At 72.4% G+C, this 21,002-nt stretch carries 21 protein-coding genes; 12 read left to right on the top strand and 9 right to left on the bottom strand.

Translation table 11 applies throughout. The features are described 5' to 3' along the window. Positions 1-16: 16 nt before the first annotated feature. Together D5H75_RS30270 and D5H75_RS30265 are read right to left on the bottom strand one after the other, a co-directional pair. Positions 17-637 carry a nucleotidyltransferase family protein gene (locus D5H75_RS30270; protein ID WP_119929995.1) on the bottom strand — a complete coding sequence of 207 codons (621 nt, stop codon included), beginning with the start codon at positions 635-637 and terminating at the stop codon, positions 17-19. Beyond that, entirely contained in the window at positions 634-1,272 is a 639-nt protein-coding gene (locus tag D5H75_RS30265) for a TetR/AcrR family transcriptional regulator (RefSeq protein WP_119929994.1), read from the bottom strand. The genes D5H75_RS30270 and D5H75_RS30265 overlap by 4 nt, the downstream gene beginning before the upstream one ends. A 73-nt stretch (positions 1,273-1,345) precedes the next feature. Between D5H75_RS30265 and D5H75_RS30260 the strand changes: the two genes are divergently transcribed. From D5H75_RS30260 to D5H75_RS30245, 4 genes are all read left to right on the top strand, one after another. After that, positions 1,346-2,125, top strand: a complete 780-nt coding sequence (locus D5H75_RS30260) for an acetoacetate decarboxylase family protein (RefSeq protein WP_119929993.1) — start codon at positions 1,346-1,348, stop codon at positions 2,123-2,125. Next, positions 2,118-3,029 (top strand): SDR family NAD(P)-dependent oxidoreductase, encoded by a 912-nt coding sequence (locus tag D5H75_RS30255; RefSeq protein ID WP_119929992.1) that lies wholly within the window; start codon positions 2,118-2,120, stop codon positions 3,027-3,029. The genes D5H75_RS30260 and D5H75_RS30255 overlap by 8 nt, the downstream gene beginning before the upstream one ends. A gap of 10 nt (positions 3,030-3,039) precedes the next feature. Further along, complete coding sequence (locus D5H75_RS30250) at positions 3,040-4,320, top strand: amidohydrolase family protein (protein ID WP_119929991.1); 1,281 nt, start codon at positions 3,040-3,042, stop codon at positions 4,318-4,320. A gap of 336 nt (positions 4,321-4,656) precedes the next feature. Then, positions 4,657-5,874: an amidohydrolase family protein gene (locus D5H75_RS30245; RefSeq protein ID WP_119929990.1), complete on the top strand. Its 1,218-nt coding sequence runs from the start codon at positions 4,657-4,659 to the stop codon at positions 5,872-5,874. Positions 5,875-5,955: 81 nt separating this feature from the next. Here the strand turns inward: D5H75_RS30245 and D5H75_RS42610 are convergent, their stop codons facing one another. Then, positions 5,956-7,299: a coiled-coil domain-containing protein gene (locus D5H75_RS42610; protein WP_119929989.1), complete on the bottom strand. Its 1,344-nt coding sequence runs from the start codon at positions 7,297-7,299 to the stop codon at positions 5,956-5,958. Between the two features lie 330 nt (positions 7,300-7,629). Here D5H75_RS42610 and D5H75_RS30235 point away from each other — a divergent pair, with 330 nt between their 5' ends. Next, entirely contained in the window at positions 7,630-8,985 is a 1,356-nt protein-coding gene (locus tag D5H75_RS30235) for a hypothetical protein (protein ID WP_147425313.1), read from the top strand. A 166-nt stretch (positions 8,986-9,151) separates the two neighbouring features. Beyond that, positions 9,152-9,313, top strand: coding sequence for a hypothetical protein (locus D5H75_RS42025; RefSeq protein ID WP_202638640.1), 162 nt, complete (start codon positions 9,152-9,154; stop codon positions 9,311-9,313). A gap of 130 nt (positions 9,314-9,443) precedes the next feature. Here the strand turns inward: D5H75_RS42025 and D5H75_RS30230 are convergent, their stop codons facing one another. The 6 genes from D5H75_RS30230 to D5H75_RS30205 form a co-directional block, all read right to left on the bottom strand. Beyond that, complete coding sequence (locus D5H75_RS30230; RefSeq protein WP_119929987.1) at positions 9,444-9,644, bottom strand: heavy-metal-associated domain-containing protein; 201 nt, start codon at positions 9,642-9,644, stop codon at positions 9,444-9,446. Positions 9,645-9,671: 27 nt separating this feature from the next. After that, on the bottom strand, positions 9,672-9,953 hold the full coding sequence (locus D5H75_RS30225) for a metal-sensitive transcriptional regulator (RefSeq protein ID WP_119929986.1): 282 nt from the start codon (positions 9,951-9,953) through the stop codon (positions 9,672-9,674). Positions 9,954-10,124: 171 nt separating this feature from the next. Continuing rightward, positions 10,125-11,282 (bottom strand): glycosyltransferase family 4 protein, encoded by a 1,158-nt coding sequence (locus D5H75_RS30220; protein WP_119929985.1) that lies wholly within the window; start codon positions 11,280-11,282, stop codon positions 10,125-10,127. Further along, positions 11,279-12,025, bottom strand: a complete 747-nt coding sequence (locus tag D5H75_RS30215) for a hypothetical protein (RefSeq protein ID WP_242454618.1) — start codon at positions 12,023-12,025, stop codon at positions 11,279-11,281. Before D5H75_RS30215 ends, D5H75_RS30220 begins: the two co-directional genes overlap by 4 nt. 162 nt (positions 12,026-12,187) lie before the next feature. Then, positions 12,188-14,305 (bottom strand): (Fe-S)-binding protein, encoded by a 2,118-nt coding sequence (locus D5H75_RS30210; RefSeq protein WP_119929983.1) that lies wholly within the window; start codon positions 14,303-14,305, stop codon positions 12,188-12,190. Positions 14,306-14,466: 161 nt separating this feature from the next. Beyond that, the gene (locus D5H75_RS30205; RefSeq protein WP_119929982.1) at positions 14,467-15,159 is read right to left on the bottom strand and encodes a TetR/AcrR family transcriptional regulator; all 693 of its coding nucleotides are present in this window, start codon (positions 15,157-15,159) and stop codon (positions 14,467-14,469) included. A 40-nt stretch (positions 15,160-15,199) separates the two neighbouring features. On the opposite strand from D5H75_RS30205, the gene D5H75_RS30200 reads away from it, so the two are divergent. The 6 genes from D5H75_RS30200 to D5H75_RS30175 all read left to right on the top strand — a co-directional run bounded on the left by D5H75_RS30200 (position 15,200) and on the right by D5H75_RS30175 (position 20,980). Continuing rightward, on the top strand, positions 15,200-15,529 hold the full coding sequence (locus tag D5H75_RS30200) for a rhodanese-like domain-containing protein (RefSeq protein WP_119929981.1): 330 nt from the start codon (positions 15,200-15,202) through the stop codon (positions 15,527-15,529). Between the two features lie 583 nt (positions 15,530-16,112). Beyond that, a complete protein-coding gene (locus D5H75_RS30195) occupies positions 16,113-16,463 on the top strand; it encodes a hypothetical protein (protein WP_119929980.1) in 351 nt (116 codons plus the stop codon). A 236-nt stretch (positions 16,464-16,699) separates the two neighbouring features. Beyond that, positions 16,700-18,574 carry a molecular chaperone DnaK gene (gene dnaK, locus D5H75_RS30190; RefSeq protein WP_119929979.1) on the top strand — a complete coding sequence of 625 codons (1,875 nt, stop codon included), beginning with the start codon at positions 16,700-16,702 and terminating at the stop codon, positions 18,572-18,574. Continuing rightward, the gene (gene grpE, locus D5H75_RS30185; RefSeq protein ID WP_242454617.1) at positions 18,571-19,218 is read left to right on the top strand and encodes a nucleotide exchange factor GrpE; all 648 of its coding nucleotides are present in this window, start codon (positions 18,571-18,573) and stop codon (positions 19,216-19,218) included. The genes dnaK and grpE overlap by 4 nt, the downstream gene beginning before the upstream one ends. Before the next feature lie 253 nt (positions 19,219-19,471). Beyond that, a complete protein-coding gene (gene dnaJ / locus D5H75_RS30180; protein ID WP_119929978.1) occupies positions 19,472-20,635 on the top strand; it encodes a molecular chaperone DnaJ in 1,164 nt (387 codons plus the stop codon). Positions 20,636-20,638: 3 nt separating this feature from the next. Further along, positions 20,639-20,980, top strand: coding sequence for a heat shock protein transcriptional repressor HspR (locus tag D5H75_RS30175; RefSeq protein ID WP_119929977.1), 342 nt, complete (start codon positions 20,639-20,641; stop codon positions 20,978-20,980). The last annotated feature ends 22 nt before the right edge of the window (positions 20,981-21,002 follow it).

The raw sequence follows: 21,002 nt of genomic DNA, 5'->3' as shown, positions 1-21,002 counted from the left end.
CGCGGGCGGTGGCGGGTCATGGGGGTGGGACGGAGTCGAGGGCGGAGGGCCAGGGGAGGATGGTGAGGGAGGGCCATTCGCGGCGCCAGCGGGCGGCCTTGGCGGCGTAGACCTCGGCCGGGGCCAGGACGGGGTTCGGGCGCACCACCAGGTTGAAGATGTCCGAGAGGCCGTGCGGCGCGTAGACGCGCCAGTGGTCACCGGGCGAAAGGCGCACACCGAGGCAGCAGGTGGTGACGGCGAAGGAGTCGATGGCGGCCTCGGTCGAGACGTGCGGCGGGCAGGGGACGCCGAAGCGCTGTTCGTACCAGAGGTGGACCCGGGCCTGGTTGCGGATCTCGACCTCGGCGCCGAGGTCGGCGAAGGCGTCGCGGCCCCTGCGGATCACGGCGTCCTCGGCCTCCCAGGACGGGTCCCCGGCGTCGAAGTAGAACAGGTCGTAGTCCTTGATGCCCTGGGCGGGAGGGCGGCCGGTGACGACGTTCCAGACGGTCTGCACCAGGCAGCCGCTGGTGAGGTACCAGCCGGGCAGGTTCAGCTCGGCGGCGCGGCGCAGGACGCGGGTGAGGGTCTCGTTGCGGAGGAGGGTGCGGCGGAGGGCGGTGAGCTGCTCGTCGAGAGGGAGGTGGGCGATCATCGGCTTTCCGTACGGCGGGGCGGGGGCTGAAGGAGACCGGCCACCAGGGCCCGGAGGGCCAGGTCGAAGAGGTGGTCGGGATCCGGGGGGCGGGCCAGTTCCCGGGCCAGGGCGCGGTCGACGCCGAACTCGTCGGCGTCGCGCCACAGGTCCGCGGCGGTGGGGTGCTGGTGCGGGCTCTGCTGGACGGCGCGCTCCAGGAGGACGTGACCCACGACGTGGTGCAGGATCGCGCGGACCACGTGGGCGGCGCGCCGGCCGGTGAGCCCGGCGGCGGCGACCTCGCGGGCCAGGGCCCGCTCGGCGGGGAGCATCATGAGGGCGGTGCGGCCGTGCTCGTAGACCAGGGCGATCACGTGCGGGTGCTCGTGGATCCGGCGGCGCAGGGACCTGGCCACGGAGACGATGCGGCGGGCCGGGGTGCGGCCCTCGGGGGCTATGTCGCCGAGGTCGCGCATGACGCGGTCCACGAGCTGGGCCACCAGGGCCTCGCGGTTGCCCACGTGCCAGTAGATGGCGGTGACGGCCACCCCGAGGTCGGCGGCGAGCTTGCGCATGCTCAGCGATTCGAGCCCCTGCCGCTCCACGATGGCCATCGCGGCGTCGAGGACGGCCTCGCGGGTCAGGCTTCCCATGGGGGCATTTTGGGCCTTGAAATCGGCGACGGAAATGTAACGGTGTTACAGAGCCTAGCCGCAGGAGGCCGCCATGCGAATCCGCTACGGACCCCGCACGCCCGAGGAACTCGAAGCCGCGCGCAAGGCCAAGGCCCAGATCCCCGGCATCTGGTCGGTCGGGCTGATCGCGGTGTGGGAGACCGACCCGGACGCCGTCGCTCAGGTGCTCCCCCCGCCCCTGGAGCCCGCGGACCGGCCGCTGGTCCGCGCCACGATCAGCCGCGTGGACCTGCCCGGCGGCCACGAGCTGGGCGCGGGCTCGATCGCCGTCCGCGCCCGGCACGGCTCCGAGGAGGGCGACTATCCGCTGGTCATGCCGATGTCCACCGAACGGGCGCTGATCGGCGGGCGGGAGGTGTACGGCGAGCCCAAGAAGCTGGCCGACCTGCGGCTCGACCGGCACGGCGACGCCGTGATCGGCACCGTCACCCGGCACGGGATCACGTTCGCGGAGATCCGGGGCACGGTCACCGGAGACCTGCCGGTGCCGGAGCCGCGCGGCAAGCTGGACTTCTACTTCAAGTTCCTGCCCGCCCCCGACGGAGACGGCTTCGACGCCGACCCCGCGCTCGTCCACTGCCTGCGCGAGGAGCGCACGCGCGCGCTGCACCGGGTGGAGGGCGAGGTCGTCCTGCGCGAGTCGGAGTATGACCCGGTGGCCGACCTGCCCGTGCGCCGCCTCGTCGAGATCACCCTCGGCGAGCGCGCCACGACGCAGTCCGGGCGGATCGTGCGGCGCGTGCCGGCGGACTGGCTCAGGCCGTACGTCCACCAGCGCTACGACGACCCGATGCAGGCCCTCGATGCGTGACCTCGCCGGCCGCGTCGCCGTGGTCACGGGCGCGGCGAGCGGGATCGGGCGGGCCATGTGCGAGCGGTTCCTCGCGGAGGGCATGCGGGTCGTGCTCGCCGACGTCGAGGAGAAGGCCCTGGCCGAGACCGCCGGAGAGCTCGCCGGGACCACCGCTCCGCCCGCCTCCGGGAATCCCCTCGAACGGGTCGGGGCCGGGGGCGACGTGGCCGCCGTGGTGACGGACGTGGCGGACGCCGGGGCCGTGCGGCGGCTCGCGGACGTGGCGTACGAGCGGTTCGGGGCGGTGCACGTGCTCTGCAACAACGCCGGGATCGGGCCCGCGGGCGGCGGCGCGATGTGGGAGATCGAGCCCGGGGACTGGGAGTGGGCCTGGGCGGTGAACGTGCGCGGGGTGATCAACGGGATCAACGCGTTCGTCCCGCGCATGCTGGCCTCCGGCGAGCCGGGGCACATCGTCAACACCTCCTCGGGGAACGGCGGGGTCGCGCCCCTGCCTGGGCAGCCTGTCTACGCGACGACGAAGGCGGCCGTCGTCACGCTGACCGAGTGTCTGTACGGGCAGCTCGCCGGGACCGGCGTCACCGCGTCCGTGCTCTTCCCCGGGCCGCACATGCTCAGGACCGGGATCTGGACGGCGGAGCGGAACCGGCCGCGGGAGTTCGCCGGGGCGGCGCCCCGGCGCGTGCGCTCCGTCGAGGAGATCGAGGAGGCGATGCGCGCCGCCGGGATCGAGCCGCGGTTCACGCCGGTGGAGGAGGTCGCGGACCACGTCGTGCGCGCGATCCGGGACGAGAGGTTCTGGATCCTGCCCGAGTCCCCGCGCACCGACGCGACGGTGCGGGCGCGGGCCGAGAGCATGCTCGCCCGGTCCGACCCGGGCTACCTGTCCCCGCCCCTGTGAGGAGTGACTGATGGACCCCTACGTCATCGTCTCCGCGGACACCCACGCGGGGCTGCCCACGCCGGAGTATCGCGGCTACCTGGAGAGCCGCTACCACGCGGCGTTCGACGAGTTCCTGGCGCGGCTCGACGCGGCGGCCGAGGCGCGCCGGCGGCTGGGGCTCCAGAACCAGGAGTTCGCGGAGGAGTGGTTCGAGGAGCACGAGGAGGAGCTGCGCGCGGGCTGGGACGCCGCCCGGCGGGACGACGAGCTGGACAAGGACGGCGTCGCCGCCGAGGTGATCTTCCCGGACGCGGACGCGGTGTCGGCGACCACGGCGGCGCCGTTCGGAGCGGGGCTGGGGATGGTCGGCGCGGACCTGGACCCCGAACTGGCGCTCGCCGGAGCCCGCGCCCACAACCGCTGGCTGGCCGAGCTGTGCCGGTCGTCCCCCGCGCGGCGTCGCGGGGTGATCGTGGCTCCCATCGCGGGGGACGTCGAGGCGGCGGTCGCCGAGATCCGCCGGGCCCACGAGGACGGGCTGCGCGGCGGCATCATGATCCCGTCGATGTGGGGCGAGGGGCGCGCGCCGTACCACAGCGGGGAGTACGACCCCGTGTGGCGCGTGTGCGAGGAGCTGGACCTCGTCGTGCACACGCACTCGGGGGCGGCCCCGCGCCAGGAGCTGGGCACCTACCTCGGCCTCTACACGACGGAGGTGGTGTGGTGGTCGGCGCGGCCGCTGTGGTTCCTCATCTGGTCGGGGGTCTTCGAGAGGTTCCCCCGGCTGAGGTTCGCCGTCACCGAGTGCGGCGCCTGGTGGGTGGGCAACCTGCTCTGGCAGATGGACGTGGCCTACGACCGCGAGCACGGCACGCGCAAGCTCGGGTCGTTCGGCCTGACGCGCCGGCCGTCGGAGTATTTCGACTCCAACTGCTTCATCGGCGCCTCCACCCCGCGCCGCCGCGAGCTGTCCCACCGCTACGAGATCGGCGTCGGCAACCTCATGTGGGGCAACGACTTCCCCCACCCCGAGGGCACCTGGCCCCACACCAGGCCCTGGCTCGCGCACGCCTTCGGGGACATCCCCGTCGCCGAGACCCGCCTGATGCTCGGCGAGACGGCCATCGGGGTGTACGGCTTCCGGCGCGAGGAGCTGGAGCCCGTCGCCGCGCGCATCGCCCCCACGCCGGAGGACCTCGGCCAGACCGAGGAGGGCGCGGACGTCTGGAAACCCGCGAGGGAGGCCGGGCGCCACTGGCTCGCCGGCGCCGACGTGCCCGCCGTCGTGGGCGCGGCCCGGCGGCGGTGATGCTCCGGGGATCCACGGCGGCCGGGACCCGGCGCCGAACGGGATGCGGGACCCGGACCTCGCGTCGCGCCAGAGGCGGGACGCGGGCCCGGCATCACGCGGAAGACGGAGCCTGGACCCGGCGTCGCGCGAGAGGCGGGACGCGGACCCGGCGCCGCGCGGAAGACGGGGCGGCACGCCGTACCGGAGAGGCGGGAGGAGAGGGGACATGGGACACCTCCGGGATGAGGGACCTCCACGATGTCCCCGGGCGGCCCGCGCCCTCCGCGCCGAACCGGGTTCTGTGGACAACGCCCCGCCTGTGGACAACGGCGGCCGTGACGGAGGAGGGACGCGATGAGTGAGCGGTACACGGTGATCTCGGCGGACTGTCACGCCGGGGCGGACCTGCTGGACTACCGGCCGTACCTGGAGAAGAAGTACCTGGACGAGTTCGACGCCTGGGCCAGGGCGTACGTGAACCCGTTCGCGGATCTCGCGGCCGAGGACGCGGCGCGGAACTGGGACAGCGACCGGCGCCTCGCCGAGCTGGCGGCCGACGGGATCGTGGCGGAGGTGGTCTACCCCAACACCGTGCCGCCGTTCTTCCCCTCGGGCTCGCTGACCGCCGGGCCGCCGTCCCAGGCGGACTATGAGCTGCGGTGGGCCGGGTTGCGGGCGCACAACCGCTGGCTCGCGGACTTCTGCGCGCGGGCGCCCGGGCGCCGGGCCGGGGTCGCGCAGATCATGCTCAACGTGCCCGAGGACGCGGCAGACGAGATCCGGCGGGTGCGCGAGGCGGGGCTGACCGGCGGCGTCCTCGTGCCCGGGGTCCCGCCGGGCGCTCCCGTCCCGGCGCTGCACTCCCCGGTCTACGAGCCGATCTGGGCGGCGTGCGAGGAGTACGACGTGCCGGTCAACCACCACGGCGGGTCGGGCGCGCCGGGGCTGGAGCCGGACCCCGCGGCCCTGGCGGTGTTCATCGTCGAGGTCGCGTGGTACTCCCACCGCGCCCTGTGGCACCTGATCTTCGGTGGCGTGTTCGAACGGCATCCGCGGCTGCGGTTCGTGCTCAGCGAGCAGGGCGCGGACTGGATCCCCGGCGTGCTCGACACCCTCGACTACTTCTACGCGCGCTATCGCGGCGACCCGTCCACGGCGGAGGCCAAGTTCGGCGGGCCGGCGGCGGAGCGGCTGTCGCTCACGCCGTCGGAGTACTTCGCGCGCAACTGCTGGGTCGGGGCGACGTTCATGAAGCCCAACGAGACGCCGCTACGGCACCGGATCGGCGTCGACAAGATCATGTGGGGCAGCGACTACCCGCACGACGAGGGGACTCATCCGTACTCCCGGGAGGCCCTGCGCCGGTCGTACGCGGACGTGGACCCGGCGGAGAACCGCGCCATGTTCGCCGGGAACGCGGCCGCGGTCTACGGCTTCGACCTGGCGGCGCTGCGGCCGGTCGCGGAACGGCACGGCCCGGCGGTCGAGGAGATCGCCGAGCCGCTGACCGCCGTTCCCGAGGGCGCGACGAGCCCGGTGTTCGCACCGGAGATCATCCGCAGGGCGTGGTGAACGGGCACGATCGAGTGCGGAGAAGGCCGGAGGCGGCTTTTCTCCACACTCGGTCCTGCCCCTCCCCCTATGGGAGGCGACTCACTTCTGGTGGGGTTCGTCCACGATCGGGGTGACCACCACGGTGGAGGACACGTCGTGCAGCGGACGGTCGTGCGGCGAGCCGTCGTGGTCGCCCGCGTCCAGCGGCTCGTTCGGCGCGCCGTTCGCCTCGGCGTCCGCCCGCTCGCCCGCGCCCGGGCCGCCAGGACCGCCCGCACCGCCCTGGGCACCCGGGCCGCCGACACCGCCAGGACCGCCGACACCGCCTGGACCGCCCTGGGCACCGGGGCCACCGGGGCCACCGGGGCCACCGGGGCCACCGGGGCCACCGGGGCCACCGGGACCGCCTGGGCGACCGGGACCGCCCGGACCGCCCGGACCGCCGGGACCCTCCGTACGGGCGTCGCCGCGGCCCTCGGCTCCCGAGCCCTCGGGACGGCCGCCCGCGGGGTCACGCTCCGGCCGGCCACCGGGCCCGTCCTGGTCGTCCGCTCCGGGGCGGGGCACCGGGATGGCGGCCGGGGGAGTCCCCATCGGCGCGGCGATCGCGCCCGGCTGCGACACCGGCGGCAGCGGCGCCGGACCGCCCGAGGGAGGCGCCGGCGGGGCGATCGGCCGCCGCTCCTCGTAGTCCAGCCTCAGCGGCCCGGCGGCGCGCTCGCGCTCCAGCATGCTCGACAGCAGCGAGCTGATCTCCGCGAGCCGCCCCATCGCGTCGTTGTGCGTCTCGGTCAGCGCGGTCACCCGCCGCCCCACGGTCTCGTCCAGCGCGGCGGCGCGCTGCTCGGCGGCGTTCAGGGCGTTCTCGGCCTTCGTGCGGGCGTTGCGCAGCGTGGACTCGGCCTCCGCGCGGGCGTTGCCCAGCGTCTCGTCCGCCTCGCGGCGGGCGGCGCTCACGGCCTCCTCGGCCTCGGTCCCGGCCTGCGCGAGCATCCGCTCGGCCGCGTCGGTGGCCTCGGCGACCCGGCGCTCGGCCTCCTTCTGCGCGGCCATCAGGATCTTGTCGGCCTGCTCGCGGGCGGCCGCCACCAGGTGCTCGGCGTGGGAGTTCGCCTCGTCGCGCAGCTTGGCCACCTCGGCCTCGGCGGCCTCGCGTTTGGCCGCGGCCTCCTCCTCGCCGAGCTTCAGTATCTGACTCAGCCGCTGGCCGAGCTCGTCGTAGTCCTGCGGGGCCTCGGCGAGCCGCTTGCGGGTCTCGGTCAGCTCCCGCCCGCGCTGCTCGGCCTGCTCGATCGTGCGCGCCAGCCGCTCTTCGAGCTCGCGGATCTGGTTGCGGGTTCGCATGATGTAGTCATCGACCTGACGACGGCTGTAGCCGCGCATGACGACCTCGAAGGAGTCCTCGCGCATCAGGTCGGAAAGGGTCTCTGGCTGGTTGTTCATATGGTTCTGCCTGGGGGGTAGAAGGAGCGTTCGACACGTCGATGACGACTCTCGTGCCATCCATCTTCATCCGCAACCGGAACGCGGCACTGCTTGAGGGAAAAGTCGGGCACGTAAGCACCCCCCTCGCCCCAAGCCCGACCTGCCCCATCATCCCCCATCCCCTATGCCGCCAAACGCCCGCTACGCCCCACCCCGCCCTCCTCCGGCCCCCTCTCCGGCCCCGCCCATCCCCTCCCGCGACCCGTCCCCGCGCTCCCCGATCGTCGCCTCCGGGACGGGGTGCGCGAGGGCGTTCGGGGCGGCGGGCGGTAGCCGTACGATGACGTGGTGGTTTGGGGTGGCTTCGACCCGTTCACCACGGCGGAGAGCGACACGCACGCGATGGTCGCGGCGCCGTGGTGGCCCGGAGCGCCTCCGGAGATGCGGCGGCGGGCCGTGGAGCAGCGCGTCCTCGCCCTGCCCGACGGGAGCCTGTGGCTGTTCGGCGCGCTGGCGCGGTGGTACCGCTGCCACCCGTACGACGGCGGCTGGTACCTCTGCCCGCCCCCGGCCTCGGCCGCGACACGGGCCTCGGCGGGCCCGGCGCGGCGGCGGATCCCGCAGATCCCGATGCTGATCGTCCCCACCGGCCCGGACTTCGCCTACGACCGGGGCTCCCACCTCGGGTTCGTCGGCCCGGACGTGCCCGGCCCGCTCACCGACCGCGTGCGCGCGCTCCTCGTCGCGAACGCCCGCGACGAGCACGACGACCGGCCGCTCTCCTGGCCGATCTTCGCCCCCGGCACGCCCAGCTCGGTCGCCGCGATCTGGGCGACGATCATGTGGTGCTCGTACTCACCGGTGTTCGACGGCAACGAGGTGCTGCTGTCGATGTTCGGCGAGTTCCTCGACAAGCCGCTGCCCGGCGACGAGTGGGTGCGCTGGCTGCCGCCGTTCCCCCTGGCCACGCTCGTCGCGCTGTACGCCGAGCGGGTGCGCGCCGGCCGCACCGAGACCGGGCTGAGGCTGGTCTCCCTGGTGACCGAGACCGCGGCGACGCTGCGCGCCGACCCCAGGTTCGGGCCGCGGGCGGAGGCGCTGCTGGCGATGGCCGGGCCGGTGCTCGCGCGGCCCGACCTGGACTACGCGTGGATCCCGCACGGGGACGCGGCGGTGGCGCACGCGTGGCTGGCGCGATGCCCGCCGCACCTGGCCCCGGCGACGCTGGCCGAGACCGCGCCGGGCGAGCACTTCCGGCACACGCTCTACGACTTCGCCCGCTCCCTGGCGTACGTCGACGCGGACCGCCCGGGGGGCGTCGAGCCGCGGGTGATCGCCGCCACGCTCGTCGCCGCCGACGTCGCGGCGACCCGCCCCGACCTGGCCGGGCAGATCGCGATGTGGCTGGACCCCGAGCTGGCCCCGGTGCTCAACGAGGTCGTACGGCAGCCGCGGCATCCGCTGCGGGGGTACTGGCCGTCCGAGGACGGGCTGCCCGCGTGGGTGCGGCCCCCGGACGCCGGGGTGGCCGCGGGCGTGCTGGGCGCGGGATACGCCGCCGACCTGGCCTGGTGCCGGCTGACGGGCGCGAGCGTGCCGGCCACCGGGTTCCCCACGCCCTGCGGCCTCATTCATCAATTGACCCAAGAGCCCGACAAAGATCTGAACGCCACGTCAAGCCCACACGATCTCTTTGACAACTAGCGATCTTTTCTGTGTCAGGCTCGCGCTTTCACTGAATTGTGATCTCGAAATGGGGGAAACCCCTTCCGAGGGTCATCTCGAATGGTCCCGATGGGCCATGTCGGCTATGCCCTCGCCGACGTAACCTCGAACGTGGGTGTGGGTTGCGGAAGGAGAGGACGACGCGGTGGGACACCAGGACCTCGACTCGCGCGTCCACGACCGTGTCGCACTGGAGGAGATCTCGCTCTACGCCGAGGTTCTCAGCGCCGTCGCGATCAGTGAGCGGCCGCTGACCTTGGAGGAGCTGGACCAGGCGCTCGGTCTGCGGTCGTCGGCGGGTCATTAATGACCAGATGACTAGTCCGGGGCTAGTCAGCGCTAGCCCCGGACCCGGTTCCCGCCATTCTCTCCGCCCGGCGAATCACCGGGAAATGCGCCCGGGGGAAACCCCCGGTTATTCAGGTGCCCCGGCGACCTCAGGCGACGCCGTATCCCGCCTCGTCGATCGCCGCGCGCACCAGGCCGTCGTCCAGGTCCTCGCCCCGCACGGTCACCCGCTTGGCGTCCACGTCCACGTCCACCGAGGAGACGCCGGGCACCTTGCCGACCTCCCCGCTGATCGCCGCCACGCAGTGCCCGCAACTGATCTCGGGCACGGCGTACACAAGCTCGGTCATTCGCTCGTCCTAGGTCTCGGTCCGCGGTCAGGAGCGGACGAGCCTGGCGATGGCCGCGGAGGCCTCCTTGACCTTCTCGTCCGCGTTCGGGCCGCCGGAGTTGACCGCGTCGGCCACGCAGTGCCCGATGTGGTCCTCCAGCAGTCCCAGCGCGCACGACTGTAGCGCCCTGGTCACGGCGGAGACCTGGGTCAGGATGTCGATGCAGTAAACGTCCTCTTCGACCATGCGCTGGAGCCCGCGGACCTGCCCCTCGATCCGCCGCAGCCGGGCGATGTACGCCTGCTTGTCCCCGCTGTATCCGTGCATGCCCTCACGCTACCCGCTCAGGGTATGGACCGCCCATCATCACGCCCCGCCGTCCGCGAGCCGTACGGCGGGCCTGCCCGCCCTCATCCCGTACGGCGGACGCCCGGGGCTCACGCCGTACGGCGGGCGCGAAGGCGGCCGGGGGCGGACGGGCGCGCCGCGCGGGGGCGCTCAGGCGGGGACGCGGGAGCCGGCGAGGAGCGCGTCCCAGCGGGGGCCGATCCGCTCGATGTCGTAGTCGGCGGCCGAGACCAGGGCGTTGGCGGCGAGCTTGCGGCGGAGTTCGCCGTCCTCCATGAGGCGGCGGAGCGCGGCGGCGTAGGCGGGCACCCCGTCGTCGTCGCCGTCGGACGGCACGAGCACGCCGTTGTGCCCGGACTGGACGATCTCACGCGGCCCCCGGGGGCAGTCGAAGCTGATCACCGGCACGCCGCAGCCGAACGCCTCGGCCACGGTCATCCCGAACCCCTCGAACCGCGAGGTCAGCGCCACCAGCGAGGCCTTGGCGAACTCCCCCTCGACGTCCGCCGTGCGGCCCATGAACAGCACGTGGTTGTGCAGGTCCAGCTCATGGACCAGCCTCCGCAGCGCCTCCTCCTCCGGGCCCGAGCCGTACAACCGCAGCCGCCAGTCCGGGAACGCCGCGACGACCTGCCCGAACGCGCGGATCAGCCGGTCATAGGACTTGACGGCCACGAAGCGCCCGGCGGCGGCGATCACCCGGTTGTCCATGCGGGAGCGGGGCAGGTCGGCCATGACCAGCGCGTTGGGAATGCGGTGGACGGCCGGCCCCCGGGGGAGGGCCTTGGCGTAGTCCGCGCGGTCGGCCTCGGTGAGCACGACCAGCGCGTCCAGCCGCGGATACGTGCGCAGCATCGCCTGGTGCAGGGCCGGCCGGTGCGCCCCGAAGTGGAGGTGCTCCATCCCGATCCGGGTCACCCGCCGGGGCGCGTGGCGGGCGGCGAGCAGGTTGAGCCCGGGCCGCGTGGTGATCAGGACGTCGGACCCGAGCGTGCGGAGATACCGCCACAGCGCCGCGTCCGAGCGCAGGGTGTAGGCCCCGCGGCCGCGGTCGCCGCGGGGGAACAGCAGGCTGGACCGCCCGGCCAGCGCCCGCGCGAGCGGACCGGCCCTGGCGCCCTCCCGCGTGTCCACGAGCCAGCGCATCCGGACCTTCGGATCGACCGGGAAGAACTCCTTGTCGCGGTGCCGGTTGACGCTCACGACCTCGACCTCGTGCTCGCGCGCGAGGTAGGACGCCAGCGTGAGCGTGGTCCTGATCGTGCCGCCCATGCCGTACGCGGTGGTGATGAGCAGGGAGATCCTCACCCGGCTCCCCGTTCCGCGCCGATCCACAGTTCCTCGCGTTCGTCGTAGAAGAACCGCAGCGGCACCCCGTCCACGACGGCCGGCGGATACCGCAGCCGCCTCCGCTTCCCCGGCACGTCGTCGAGGCGCGCGCCCAGCCGCAGGTCGCCGGGCAGGTCCTCGACGCGGAGTGAGAGCGGGAGGTCCCCCCGCAGCGCGTGCTCGATCAGGTCCACGAGCGACACGGCCGCGTGGAACCGCACGCCCTCCACGGTCGCCGGGACCTCCTTGGCGTCCAGCAGCAACGCGGCGTCGCGCCGTACCGCGCCGGGGGTCAGGCCGGTGAAGACGAGCAGGCCGGTGACCTCGAAGCGGCCCTCGCGCAGCCACACGGCCCGGACGTCCACGGCGGGGGTGGCCTCGCGCACGCGAAGGGCCAGATGGCCGCCCTGCGTGCGGTAGGCGAGGAAGCTGATCTCGCGCGGCCGGAGGGCGTAGACGTCGAGGGCGTCGAGGGAGAACCCGGGGTCCACGCTGCGGATCTTGGTCTCGTCCTCGCCGGCGCGCAGGTAGGCGTCCCACAGGCCGGGGCGCAGCGCGAGCGGGTGGAGCTCGACCTCGGCGCTGGCGGAGGGCAGCGGAGCCGCGCGGTCGTCCCCTTGCCGGCGGTGGCGGAGCACGAGCGTGCTGCCCTCGGGCACCGGGGCGGGCGCGCGCAGGTCGAGCGAGAGCACGTCGGCGGGTCCGACCTCGGCTTTCGTCACGACGGCGCGCAAGGACGGCCCCCCCATCTCCCCGTACCGCGATCTCTCAACGTTCAGGCTATCGTGATTTTCCCGTTATGTGGAGAAGAACACCGACAGGCCCGGATCATGAGAAACCCGCCCCCGCGCGGATCGCGCGAGGGCGGGCGGGGACGTGCGGGATCAGGCCTCGGCGCTCTCCTTGACCTGCTCGCCCTTGACCGAGCGGATCAGGAGCTGGGCCACGTCCACGACCTCCAGGGTCTCCTTGGCCTCGCCGGCGTTCTTCTTCTCGTTGATGGCGTCGCCCAGCATCACCAGGCAGAACGGGCAGGCGGTGGAGACGGTGTCGGGGTTGGTGGTCAGCGCCTCGTCCACGCGCTCGGTGTTGATGCGCTTGCCGATGCGCTCCTCCATCCACATGCGCGCGCCGCCGGCGCCGCAGCAGAAGCCCCGCTCCTTGTGGCGGTGCATCTCCTGGGTCTTGACGCCGGGCACCTTGTCCATGATCGCCCGGGGCGGCGTGTAGACCTTGTTGTGGCGGCCGAGGAAGCACGGGTCGTGGTAGGTGATGTTCTCCTCGATCGGGGTGACCGGGGTGAGCCTGCCCTCGTCCACGAGCTTGGCCAGGAGCTGGCTGTGGTGGATGACCTCGTACTTCCCGCCCAGGTCGGGGTACTCGTTGGCCAGCGTGTTGAAGCAGTGCGGGCAGCTCGCCACGATCTTCTTGACGCCCGCGTCGTTCAGCGTCTCGATGTTCTGCTGGGCGAGCATGTTGTAGACGAACTCCATGCCCAGGCGGCGGGCCGGATCGCCGGAGCACGCCTCCATCGGGCCGAGCACGCCGAACTTCACGCCCGCGATGTGCAGCAGCTCCGCGATGGCCTTGGTGGTCTTCTTGGCCCGGTCCTCCAGCGCGCCGGCGCAGCCGACCCAGAAGAGGTACTCCATGTCCTCGGGGGCCTTCTCGTCGATGATCGGGACCTCGAAGTCGAGCTCCTCGATCCACTCGGCGCGCTTGTCCTCGGGCAGGCCCCAGGGGTTGCCGCGGTTCTCCAGGTTCTTGAGCATCACGCCCGCCTCGGACGGGAAGCTCGACTCGATCATGACCTGGTAGCGCCGCATGTCCAGGATGTGATCGATGTGCTCGATGTCCACCGGGCACTGCTCGACGCACGCGCCGCAGTTGGTGCAGGACCAGAGGACGTCCGGGTGGATGACGCCGTCCTCGCCGACGAGCGGCTTGTTGACCTCGGCCAGCACGTTCTCCGGGAGCTTCTCGCGCTCCTCCTCACTGGCCAGGAGGTACGGCGCCTTCGCGAACGCGTGGTCGCGCAGGTCGAGGATGAGCATCTTCGGCGAGAGCGGCTTGTCGGTGTTCCACGCGGGGCACTGCGACTGGCAGCGGCCGCACTCGGTGCAGGTGGAGAAGTCGAGGAAGCCCTTCCAGGTGAAGTCCTCGATCTTGCCGCGGCCGAAGAGGTCCTCGTCCGGGTCGGCCTCCTCGAAGTCCAGCGGCTTGCCGTTGCTCATCATCTGGGGCGCGGCGCCCAGGCCGTTCGGGCGGCGGCCGAAGGCCACGTTGAGGGGGGCCAGGAAGATGTGCAGGTGCTTGCTGTAGACGACGATGACCGAGAAGGCGAGCATCACGCCGATGTGCAGCAGCAGGCCGACGTGCTCGATGATCTCGTTCGTCCCGTGGCCGAGCGGCTTGAGCAGCTCGCCGACCGCGTGGGAGCCGAAGGCGGCCCAGCCGTACGGGAAGTTGCCGGTGGCCACGGCCGCGCCCCGGAACAGGAACATCGTCCAGAGCACGTTGAAGATCATGAACAGGATCAGCCACGCGCCGCCCAGGTGGGAGCCGGAGAAGCGGGACTTGCGGCCCTGGGTCTTGGGGGAGTTCTTGATGCGGATGACCGTGAACGCGGCGAGGCCGAGCAGCGCGGCGACCGCGATGAAGTCCTGGAGGAACCCGAGCACGCCCCAGGTCCCGACGAGCGGGATGTGCCACTTGGGGTCCCGCGAGATCAGGATGCCGTACGCCTCGAGGTAGACGGTCAGCAGGATGAAGAACGCCCACATGACGAAGAAGTGGGCGACGCCCGGGCCGGTCCACTTCAGCAGCTTCTTCTGCCCGAAGACCTCGGTGAGCTGGGCCTTGATCTCGGCGCCGATGTTCTTCTTGGCGTACTCGATGCGATCCGGAGCCGGCTGGCCGCTGGTGGCCAGTTTGTACAACCAGAAGGCGCGACGGCCGGCGATCGCCAGGGCGATCACGGTCGCGACGAGCCCGATGATCATTACAACGGTCACGGGGGTCCTCTCCCGGGTGCGGCGTTGGCTGCCAGCGTACGACCGCCGGTCATCCACGTGTACACGAGGTTCCTCCTCGTGTCGCGACCGATACTACCGAGCGGTAGCTACGGAACATACCGGCATGCCGCGTGGCCCTCGCCACTTTGTCAAATCATGCGTTCCACCAGGGACAACAGGTCGCTCTCCAGTCGTTCGGGGGTGGTCTCGGCGAGCATCGCCCGCACGTGCTCGGCTCCCAGCGAGGCCAGCAGCGCGTGCGCGTCGAACCCCGCACCCCGCGCGCCGTCGCCCTCCCCTTCCGCACGGCTCGCGTCCCCTTCCGTACGGCTCGCGCCCGGCGCGCCGGCGGAGCGGGCCTCGGCCAGCAGGAGCTGGACGTGGCGGTGCCAGAAGCGGTACGCGCCGATGCGGTAGCGCGCCCCCGGCGAGGCGGTCTCCGACGTGTGCACCAGATCGAGGTGCCCGAGCAGGTACCGCAGGTACGCGGACACGAAGGCGCGCAACCGCGCGTCCGCGGGGGCCCCGGGGCCCAGGGGCGGCGGGCCGCTCAGGATCGCGGCCTGGAGTTCGCGTTCGCGCTCGTCGAGGAGGGCGGCGGCGAGGCCCGCGCGGTCCCCGAAGCGGCGGAACAGCGTCCCCTTCCCGACCTCGGCGGCCCTGGCGACGGCGTCCATCGACACCTCGTCCACGCCGTGCTCGGCGAACAGCCGGGCGGCGGCGTCGAGGATGCGCCGGCGGTTGCGGGCGGCGTCGGCCCGCTCGGGCGGCGGGGCGCCGTGGGCGAGCAGGCGGAGCTCCCGCGTTGACGAAGCGGACTGTGGTCCGTTATGTTCCTCCATAGCGATACGGACTATAGTCCGGTTACTCCCAGGAGGTCCAGTGACCACTCTCATCAGCCGCGACGAGCTCAAGAAGGCGATCGACGCGGGCGAGATCACCGTGGTGGACGCCCTCGGCGGCTCCTACTACGAGCAGCAGCACCTCCCCGGCGCGATCGCCTTGGTGGAGGCGGACGTGGACGCGCTCGCGCCCACCCTCCTCCCCGACAAGGACGCCGCGATCGCCACTTACTGCTCCAACCCGGCCTGCGGCAACAGCAAGGCCGTCCAGAACCGCCTCATCGCCCTCGGCTACACCAACGTCCGGGCGTACCGCGAGGGCATCGAGGACTGGGTGGGCGCCGGCCTCCCCGTCGAGTCCGGCCGCTGACCCGCGCCCCCACGCAGCACCGCCGGAGCCTCCGCACGTCCCCCGCACAACCGCGCAACGCGTAAGCCGCGGATCCCGGCCGCCCGTCCGGACGCCCACACCGCGCCTCCGCCTCGCGAGTCCGGACACCGCGCGTCCCCGCGCCCGCCCGCTCCGCCGTACGGCATGAGCGGGCGGGCGTTTCGCCGTACCGGCCCCCGTACGGCATGGGCGGGGTGGACGCTTGGCACGGGCCCGGGGGGCGCGCCGGCCGTACGGCATGCGCGGGCGCGGCCCGGCTGAACGGGGGCTGGGAGGAAGGTGGGCGCGGGCCGGAACCCGGAGGCGTTCCGGGGGAGTCCGCGCCGGTCAGGGGCGCGGAGGGAACGACCTCGGGGTCGTCTGCGTCAAAGGGGGCATGCGACGTCGTACTGAGAAAGCACTGTTCATCCCGGCCGTCCTCGGGCTCGCCCTCACTCTCGCCGCGTGCGGTGGAGGGCAGAGCGGAGACCAGGCGGCCGTGTCCCCGTCGGCGTCTCCCACCGCCTCGCCGACGCCTCGGGAGACCGTCGCCATTCCGCGGGCCACCGCGAGCGAATCGCCGGTGGGCGGCATCCCGACGGACGCGGCCGGCGGGAAGTACGTCATCGACGCCAAGCCCACGCTGCCCAAGGGCAACACGTTGAACCCCAAGCCGGTGAAGTTCAAGTCGGCCGAGCCGATGCTGGGCGGGCAGTCGCTGCGCATCGTCTGGGAGTCCGGCGTGGAGCCCTGTCACACGCTGGACCGCGTCGAGGTGAAGGAGACGGCCAAGAGCGTCACGGTCACCCTGTTCGAGGGGCAGGACCAGGCGCAGCAGAACGTCGCGTGCGTCGAGATGGCCGTGACGAAGCAGACGACCGTCGAACTGAAGGACATGCTCGAAGGCCGCAAGGTCGTCGACGGCGCCAAGTGACGAGCGCCGGCTGACGGCCCAGGACGCCCCGCCCTCAGCGGCGGGGCGAACTTGGGATAGCGCCCGGCATACCGGGAATGGCAGGCGGAGGAGACAGCGGATAGGGACGTCCCCAGGCGGAATATCCCGCGTGCCCGCAAGGTTGAGTCGGGTAGGCTCAAGTCATTTGACAGGCCCGAGACCGATGACGCAGACTTGCGTCGAACCGACTCAACTTTGACTACAAGGACGTACTCATGGCACGTGCGGTAGGTATCGACCTGGGGACGACCAACTCCGTCGTCTCGATCCTCGAAGGCGGTGAGCCCACCGTCATCGCCAACGCGCAGGGCTCCCGGACCACCCCGTCCGTGGTCGCCTTCGCGAAGAACGGCGAGGTGCTGGTCGGCGAGGTGGCCAAGCGCCAGGCCGTGACCAACGTCGACCGGACCATCCGCTCCGTCAAGCGGGAGATGGGCACGAACTGGTCCGTCGAGATCGACGGCAAGAAGTTCAGCCCGCAGCAGATCAGCGCCTTCGTGCTCCAGAAGCTCAAGCAGGACGCCGAGGCCTACCTGGGCGAGAAGATCACCGACGCGGTCATCACCGTCCCGGCCTACTTCAACGACGCCCAGCGCCAGGCCACCAAGGAGGCCGGCACGATCGCGGGCCTCAACGTCCTCCGCATCATCAACGAGCCCACCTCCGCGGCCCTGGCCTACGGCCTGGACAAGGACAAGGACCAGACCATCCTGGTCTTCGACCTCGGCGGCGGCACCTTCGACGTGTCCCTGCTCGACGTCGGCCAGGAGGACGGCCACGGCTTCGTCGAGGTGAAGGCCACCAGCGGTGACAACCACCTGGGCGGCGACGACTGGGACCAGCGCGTCGTCGACTGGCTGGTCAACAACTTCAAGAACGCCCACGGCGTCGACCTGTCCAAGGACAAGATGGCGCTCCAGCGGCTCCGCGAGGCCGCCGAGAAGGCCAAGATCGAGCTGTCCTCCTCCAGCGAGACCTCGATCAACCTCCCCTACATCACGGCGTCCTCCGAGGGCCCGCTCCACCTGGACGAGAAGCTCACCCGGGCCGAGTTCCAGAAGATGACCTCGGACCTGCTCGACCGCTGCAAGGGCCCGTTCCACCAGGTCATCAAGGACGCCGGGATCAGCGTCAACGACATCGCCCACGTGGTGCTCGTCGGCGGCTCGACCCGCATGCCCGCCGTCGCCGAGCTCGTCCGCGAGCTGACCGGCGGCAAGGAGCCCAACAAGGGCGTGAACCCGGACGAGGTCGTGGCCATCGGCGCCGCGCTCCAGGCCGGTGTCCTCAAGGGCGAGGTGAAGGACGTCCTCCTGCTCGACGTGACCCCGCTGTCGCTGGGCATCGAGACCAAGGGCGGCATCTTCACCAAGATCATCGAGCGCAACACCACGATCCCGACCAAGCGCTCGGAGGTCTTCACCACGGCCGAGGACAACCAGCCGTCGGTGCAGATCCAGGTCTTCCAGGGCGAGCGTGAGATCGCCGCGGCCAACAAGAAGCTGGCCACGTTCGAGCTCACCGGCATCGCGCCGGCCCCGCGCGGCGTGCCGCAGATCGAGGTCGCGTTCGACATCGACGCCAACGGCATCGTGAACGTCAGCGCCAAGGACCTCGGCACCGGCAAGCAGCAGTCGATGACCATCACCGGCGGCTCCGCGCTGCCGAAGGAGGACATCGAGCGCATGATGCGCGAGGCCGAGTCCTACGCCGAGGAGGACAAGCGCCGTCGCGAGGAGGCCGAGACCCGCAACAACGCGGACGCCCTGGCCTACCAGACGGAGAAGTTCCTCCGCGAGAACGAGGACAAGGTCCCGGCCGAGGTCAAGACCGAGGTCGAGGGCTCCCTCGCCGAGCTGAAGAAGGCGCTGGAGGGCACCGACACGGCCGCCATCCGCACCGCCGCCGAGCAGCTCGCGCAGGTCAGCCAGAAGATGGGCCAGGCGATCTACGCCCAGTCCGGCCCGGCGGCCGGCGCCGAGGGCGCGGCTCCCGGCGCGGGCGCCCAGCAGGACACCAAGGACGACGAGGTCGTCGACGCCGAGATCGTGGACGACGAGACGCCGAAGCGGGAGGGCGGTGCCGCGTGAGCAGCACCAACCAGGACCACGAGCGCGAGGAGGGGCCGGTGATCCGGGACAACCGGCGCATCGACCCCGAGACGGGCGAGGTCCGCGAGACCGCCAAGGGGCCGGCCGACGAGCCGGCCCCGGAAGCCCCGGAGGCCCCGGAGGCGGGCTCCGCCGAGCAGGCGGCCCCCGCCGCCGGGTCCGCCGAGGCCCAGCTCGCGGAGCGCACCGCGGACCTCCAGCGTCTCCAGGCCGAATACTCCAACTACCGGAAGCGCGTCGAGCGCGACCGCGTCGCCGTACGCGAGCAGGCGCTGGCCAACGTGCTGACGTCCCTGCTCCCGGTGCTCGACGACATCGGCCGGGCCCGCGACCACGGTGAGGTCACCGGCGGGTTCGCCAAGGTCGCCGAGGCGCTGGAGAGCGCGGTCGGCAAGCTGGGGCTGGAGCGCTTCGGCGAGAAGGGCGAGCCCTTCGACCCGATGATCCACGAGGCCCTGATGCACAGCTACTCCGCCGACGTCACCGAGCCGGCCTGCGTGGAGATCCTCCAGCCCGGCTACCGGGTGGGCGAGCGCGTCCTCCGCCCGGCCCGGGTGGCGGTGGCCGAGCCGTCCGGTGAGACGCCGGCCGCCGAGTCCGCGGAGGACGCAGGCGAGGACTGACGCCCGACGCGGTCCGGTCCGCCCGGACCGCGCGGACGTCCCGTCCGGCCCGAGGGCTCAGCCGAGGCCCCGCGGCCGGACCAGACAGAAGAAGAGGACCGGCCGGCGCCGGCACGTCCCCGGACGTACGGCGGAGCCCGGCCCCTGACCCGCCCCGATCGGGGTATCACCAGGTCAGGCGGCGGCCCCGGCGCCGGTCATGCGAGGCGACAGCGACGAGCCCCCCGGAACCGGAGAAGCGAGACAGAGGACGATGAGCACCAAGGATTACCTGGAGAAGGACTACTACGCCGTCCTTGGTGTGTCCAAGAACGCCACTCAGGACGAGATCAAGAAGGCTTACCGCAAACTCGCCCGCCAGCACCACCCCGACGCCGGAGGCGGCGACGACAAGCGCTTCAAGGAGGTCTCCGAGGCCTACTCCGTGCTCTCCGACACCAAGCGGCGCAAGGAGTACGACGAGGCGCGCACCCTCTTCGGCGGCGGTGGCGGCTTCCGCACCACGCCCGGGGGCGGCGGCGGATTCCCGTTCGACCTGGGCGACCTGTTCGGCGGCGCGCAGAGCGGCACGACCACCGGCCCCGGCGGGCCCGGCCTCGGCGACATCTTCGGCGGCCTGTTCAACCGCGGCGGCGGTCGCACGACCACCCGGCCGCGGCGCGGCGCCGACATCGAGACCGAGGTGACGCTCACCTTCGACGAGGCCGCCACCGGCACCACCGTCCCGCTGCGGCTGACCAGCAGCGCCCCCTGTCCCTACTGCTCGGGCACGGGCGCGAAGGCCGGCACCACGCCCCGGGTCTGCCCGACCTGCGAGGGCACCGGCCAGGCGAGCCGCAACCTGGGCAACTTCGCCTTCTCGGAGCCGTGCCGCGAGTGCCGCGGCCGGGGCCTGCTGGTGGACGACCCGTGCCCCGAGTGCGAGGGCAGCGGGCGGGGCAAGAGCACCCGCACGCTCCAGGCCCGCATCCCGGCCGGAGTGGCGGACGGCCAGCGCATCCGCCTCAAGGGCAAGGGCGCGCCGGGCGAGCAGGGCGGCCCCGCGGGCGACCTCTACGTCCAGATCCACGTCAAGCCGCACCGCGTCTTCGGCCGCATGGGCGACAACCTCACGCTGACCGTGCCCGTCACGTTCCCCGAGGCCACCCTGGGCGCCGAGATCAAGGTGCCCACCCTGCACGGCCAGCCGGTCACGCTGCGCGTCCCCGCGGGCACGCCCAACGGCCGCACCTTCCGGGTGCGCGGGCGCGGGGTCCAGCGCAAGGACGGCACCAAGGGCGACCTGCTGGTCACCGTCGAGGTGGCCGTGCCGCAGAAGATCGACGACAAGGCTCGCGAGGCCCTCGTGGAGTTCCAGCGCGCGACCGAAGGTCCCGACCTGCGCGCCGGGCTGCTCCATGAGGCTGGGGGTGACTGACCCATGGACGCCACATTCTTCTCCGACGACACGCCCGTTTACGTGATATCCGTCGCGGCGCAGCTCTCCGGGCTGCACCCGCAGACGCTTCGACAATATGACCGGCTCGGCCTGGTCTCCCCCGGCCGCACGGCCGGGCGAGGCCGCCTCTACTCCGCCCGCGACATCGTGCTGCTGCGCGAGGTGCAGCGCCTCTCCCAGGAGGAGGGCATCAACCTCGCCGGCATCAAGCGGATCCTGGAGCTGGAGAACGAGGTCATGACGCTGCGTTCGGAGCTGGCGCACACCCGCGCCGAGCTCACCATGATCAAGGCGCTGATCAGGCACGAGCTGCCCCCCGCGTGAGCTCGGGACCCCGGTCTCACGC

The sequence above is a fragment of the Bailinhaonella thermotolerans genome, assembly GCF_003594875.1.
GTDB classification, from domain to species: Bacteria; Actinomycetota; Actinomycetes; order Streptosporangiales; family Streptosporangiaceae; genus Bailinhaonella; species Bailinhaonella thermotolerans.
This window is presented reverse-complemented; position numbering and strand designations above follow the sequence as displayed.

Bases quoted from the DNA above. Each gene is read 5' to 3' on its own strand.
- D5H75_RS30270 (WP_119929995.1), bottom strand. From the start codon at position 637: ATGATCGCCCACCTCCCTCTCGACGAGCAGCTCACCGCCCTCCGCCGC.
- D5H75_RS30265 (WP_119929994.1), bottom strand. From the start codon at position 1,272: ATGGGAAGCCTGACCCGCGAGGCCGTCCTCGACGCCGCGATGGCCATC.
- D5H75_RS30260 (WP_119929993.1), top strand. From the start codon at position 1,346: ATGCGAATCCGCTACGGACCCCGCACGCCCGAGGAACTCGAAGCCGCG.
- D5H75_RS30255 (WP_119929992.1), top strand. From the start codon at position 2,118: ATGCGTGACCTCGCCGGCCGCGTCGCCGTGGTCACGGGCGCGGCGAGC.
- D5H75_RS30250 (WP_119929991.1), top strand. From the start codon at position 3,040: ATGGACCCCTACGTCATCGTCTCCGCGGACACCCACGCGGGGCTGCCC.
- D5H75_RS30245 (WP_119929990.1), top strand. From the start codon at position 4,657: ATGAGTGAGCGGTACACGGTGATCTCGGCGGACTGTCACGCCGGGGCG.
- D5H75_RS42610 (WP_119929989.1), bottom strand. From the start codon at position 7,299: ATGAACAACCAGCCAGAGACCCTTTCCGACCTGATGCGCGAGGACTCC.
- D5H75_RS30230 (WP_119929987.1), bottom strand. From the start codon at position 9,644: ATGACCGAGCTTGTGTACGCCGTGCCCGAGATCAGTTGCGGGCACTGC.
- D5H75_RS30225 (WP_119929986.1), bottom strand. From the start codon at position 9,953: ATGCACGGATACAGCGGGGACAAGCAGGCGTACATCGCCCGGCTGCGG.
- D5H75_RS30210 (WP_119929983.1), bottom strand. From the start codon at position 14,305: ATGATCATCGGGCTCGTCGCGACCGTGATCGCCCTGGCGATCGCCGGC.
- D5H75_RS30205 (WP_119929982.1), bottom strand. From the start codon at position 15,159: ATGGAGGAACATAACGGACCACAGTCCGCTTCGTCAACGCGGGAGCTC.
- dnaK (WP_119929979.1), top strand. From the start codon at position 16,700: ATGGCACGTGCGGTAGGTATCGACCTGGGGACGACCAACTCCGTCGTC.
- dnaJ (WP_119929978.1), top strand. From the start codon at position 19,472: ATGAGCACCAAGGATTACCTGGAGAAGGACTACTACGCCGTCCTTGGT.
- D5H75_RS30175 (WP_119929977.1), top strand. From the start codon at position 20,639: ATGGACGCCACATTCTTCTCCGACGACACGCCCGTTTACGTGATATCC.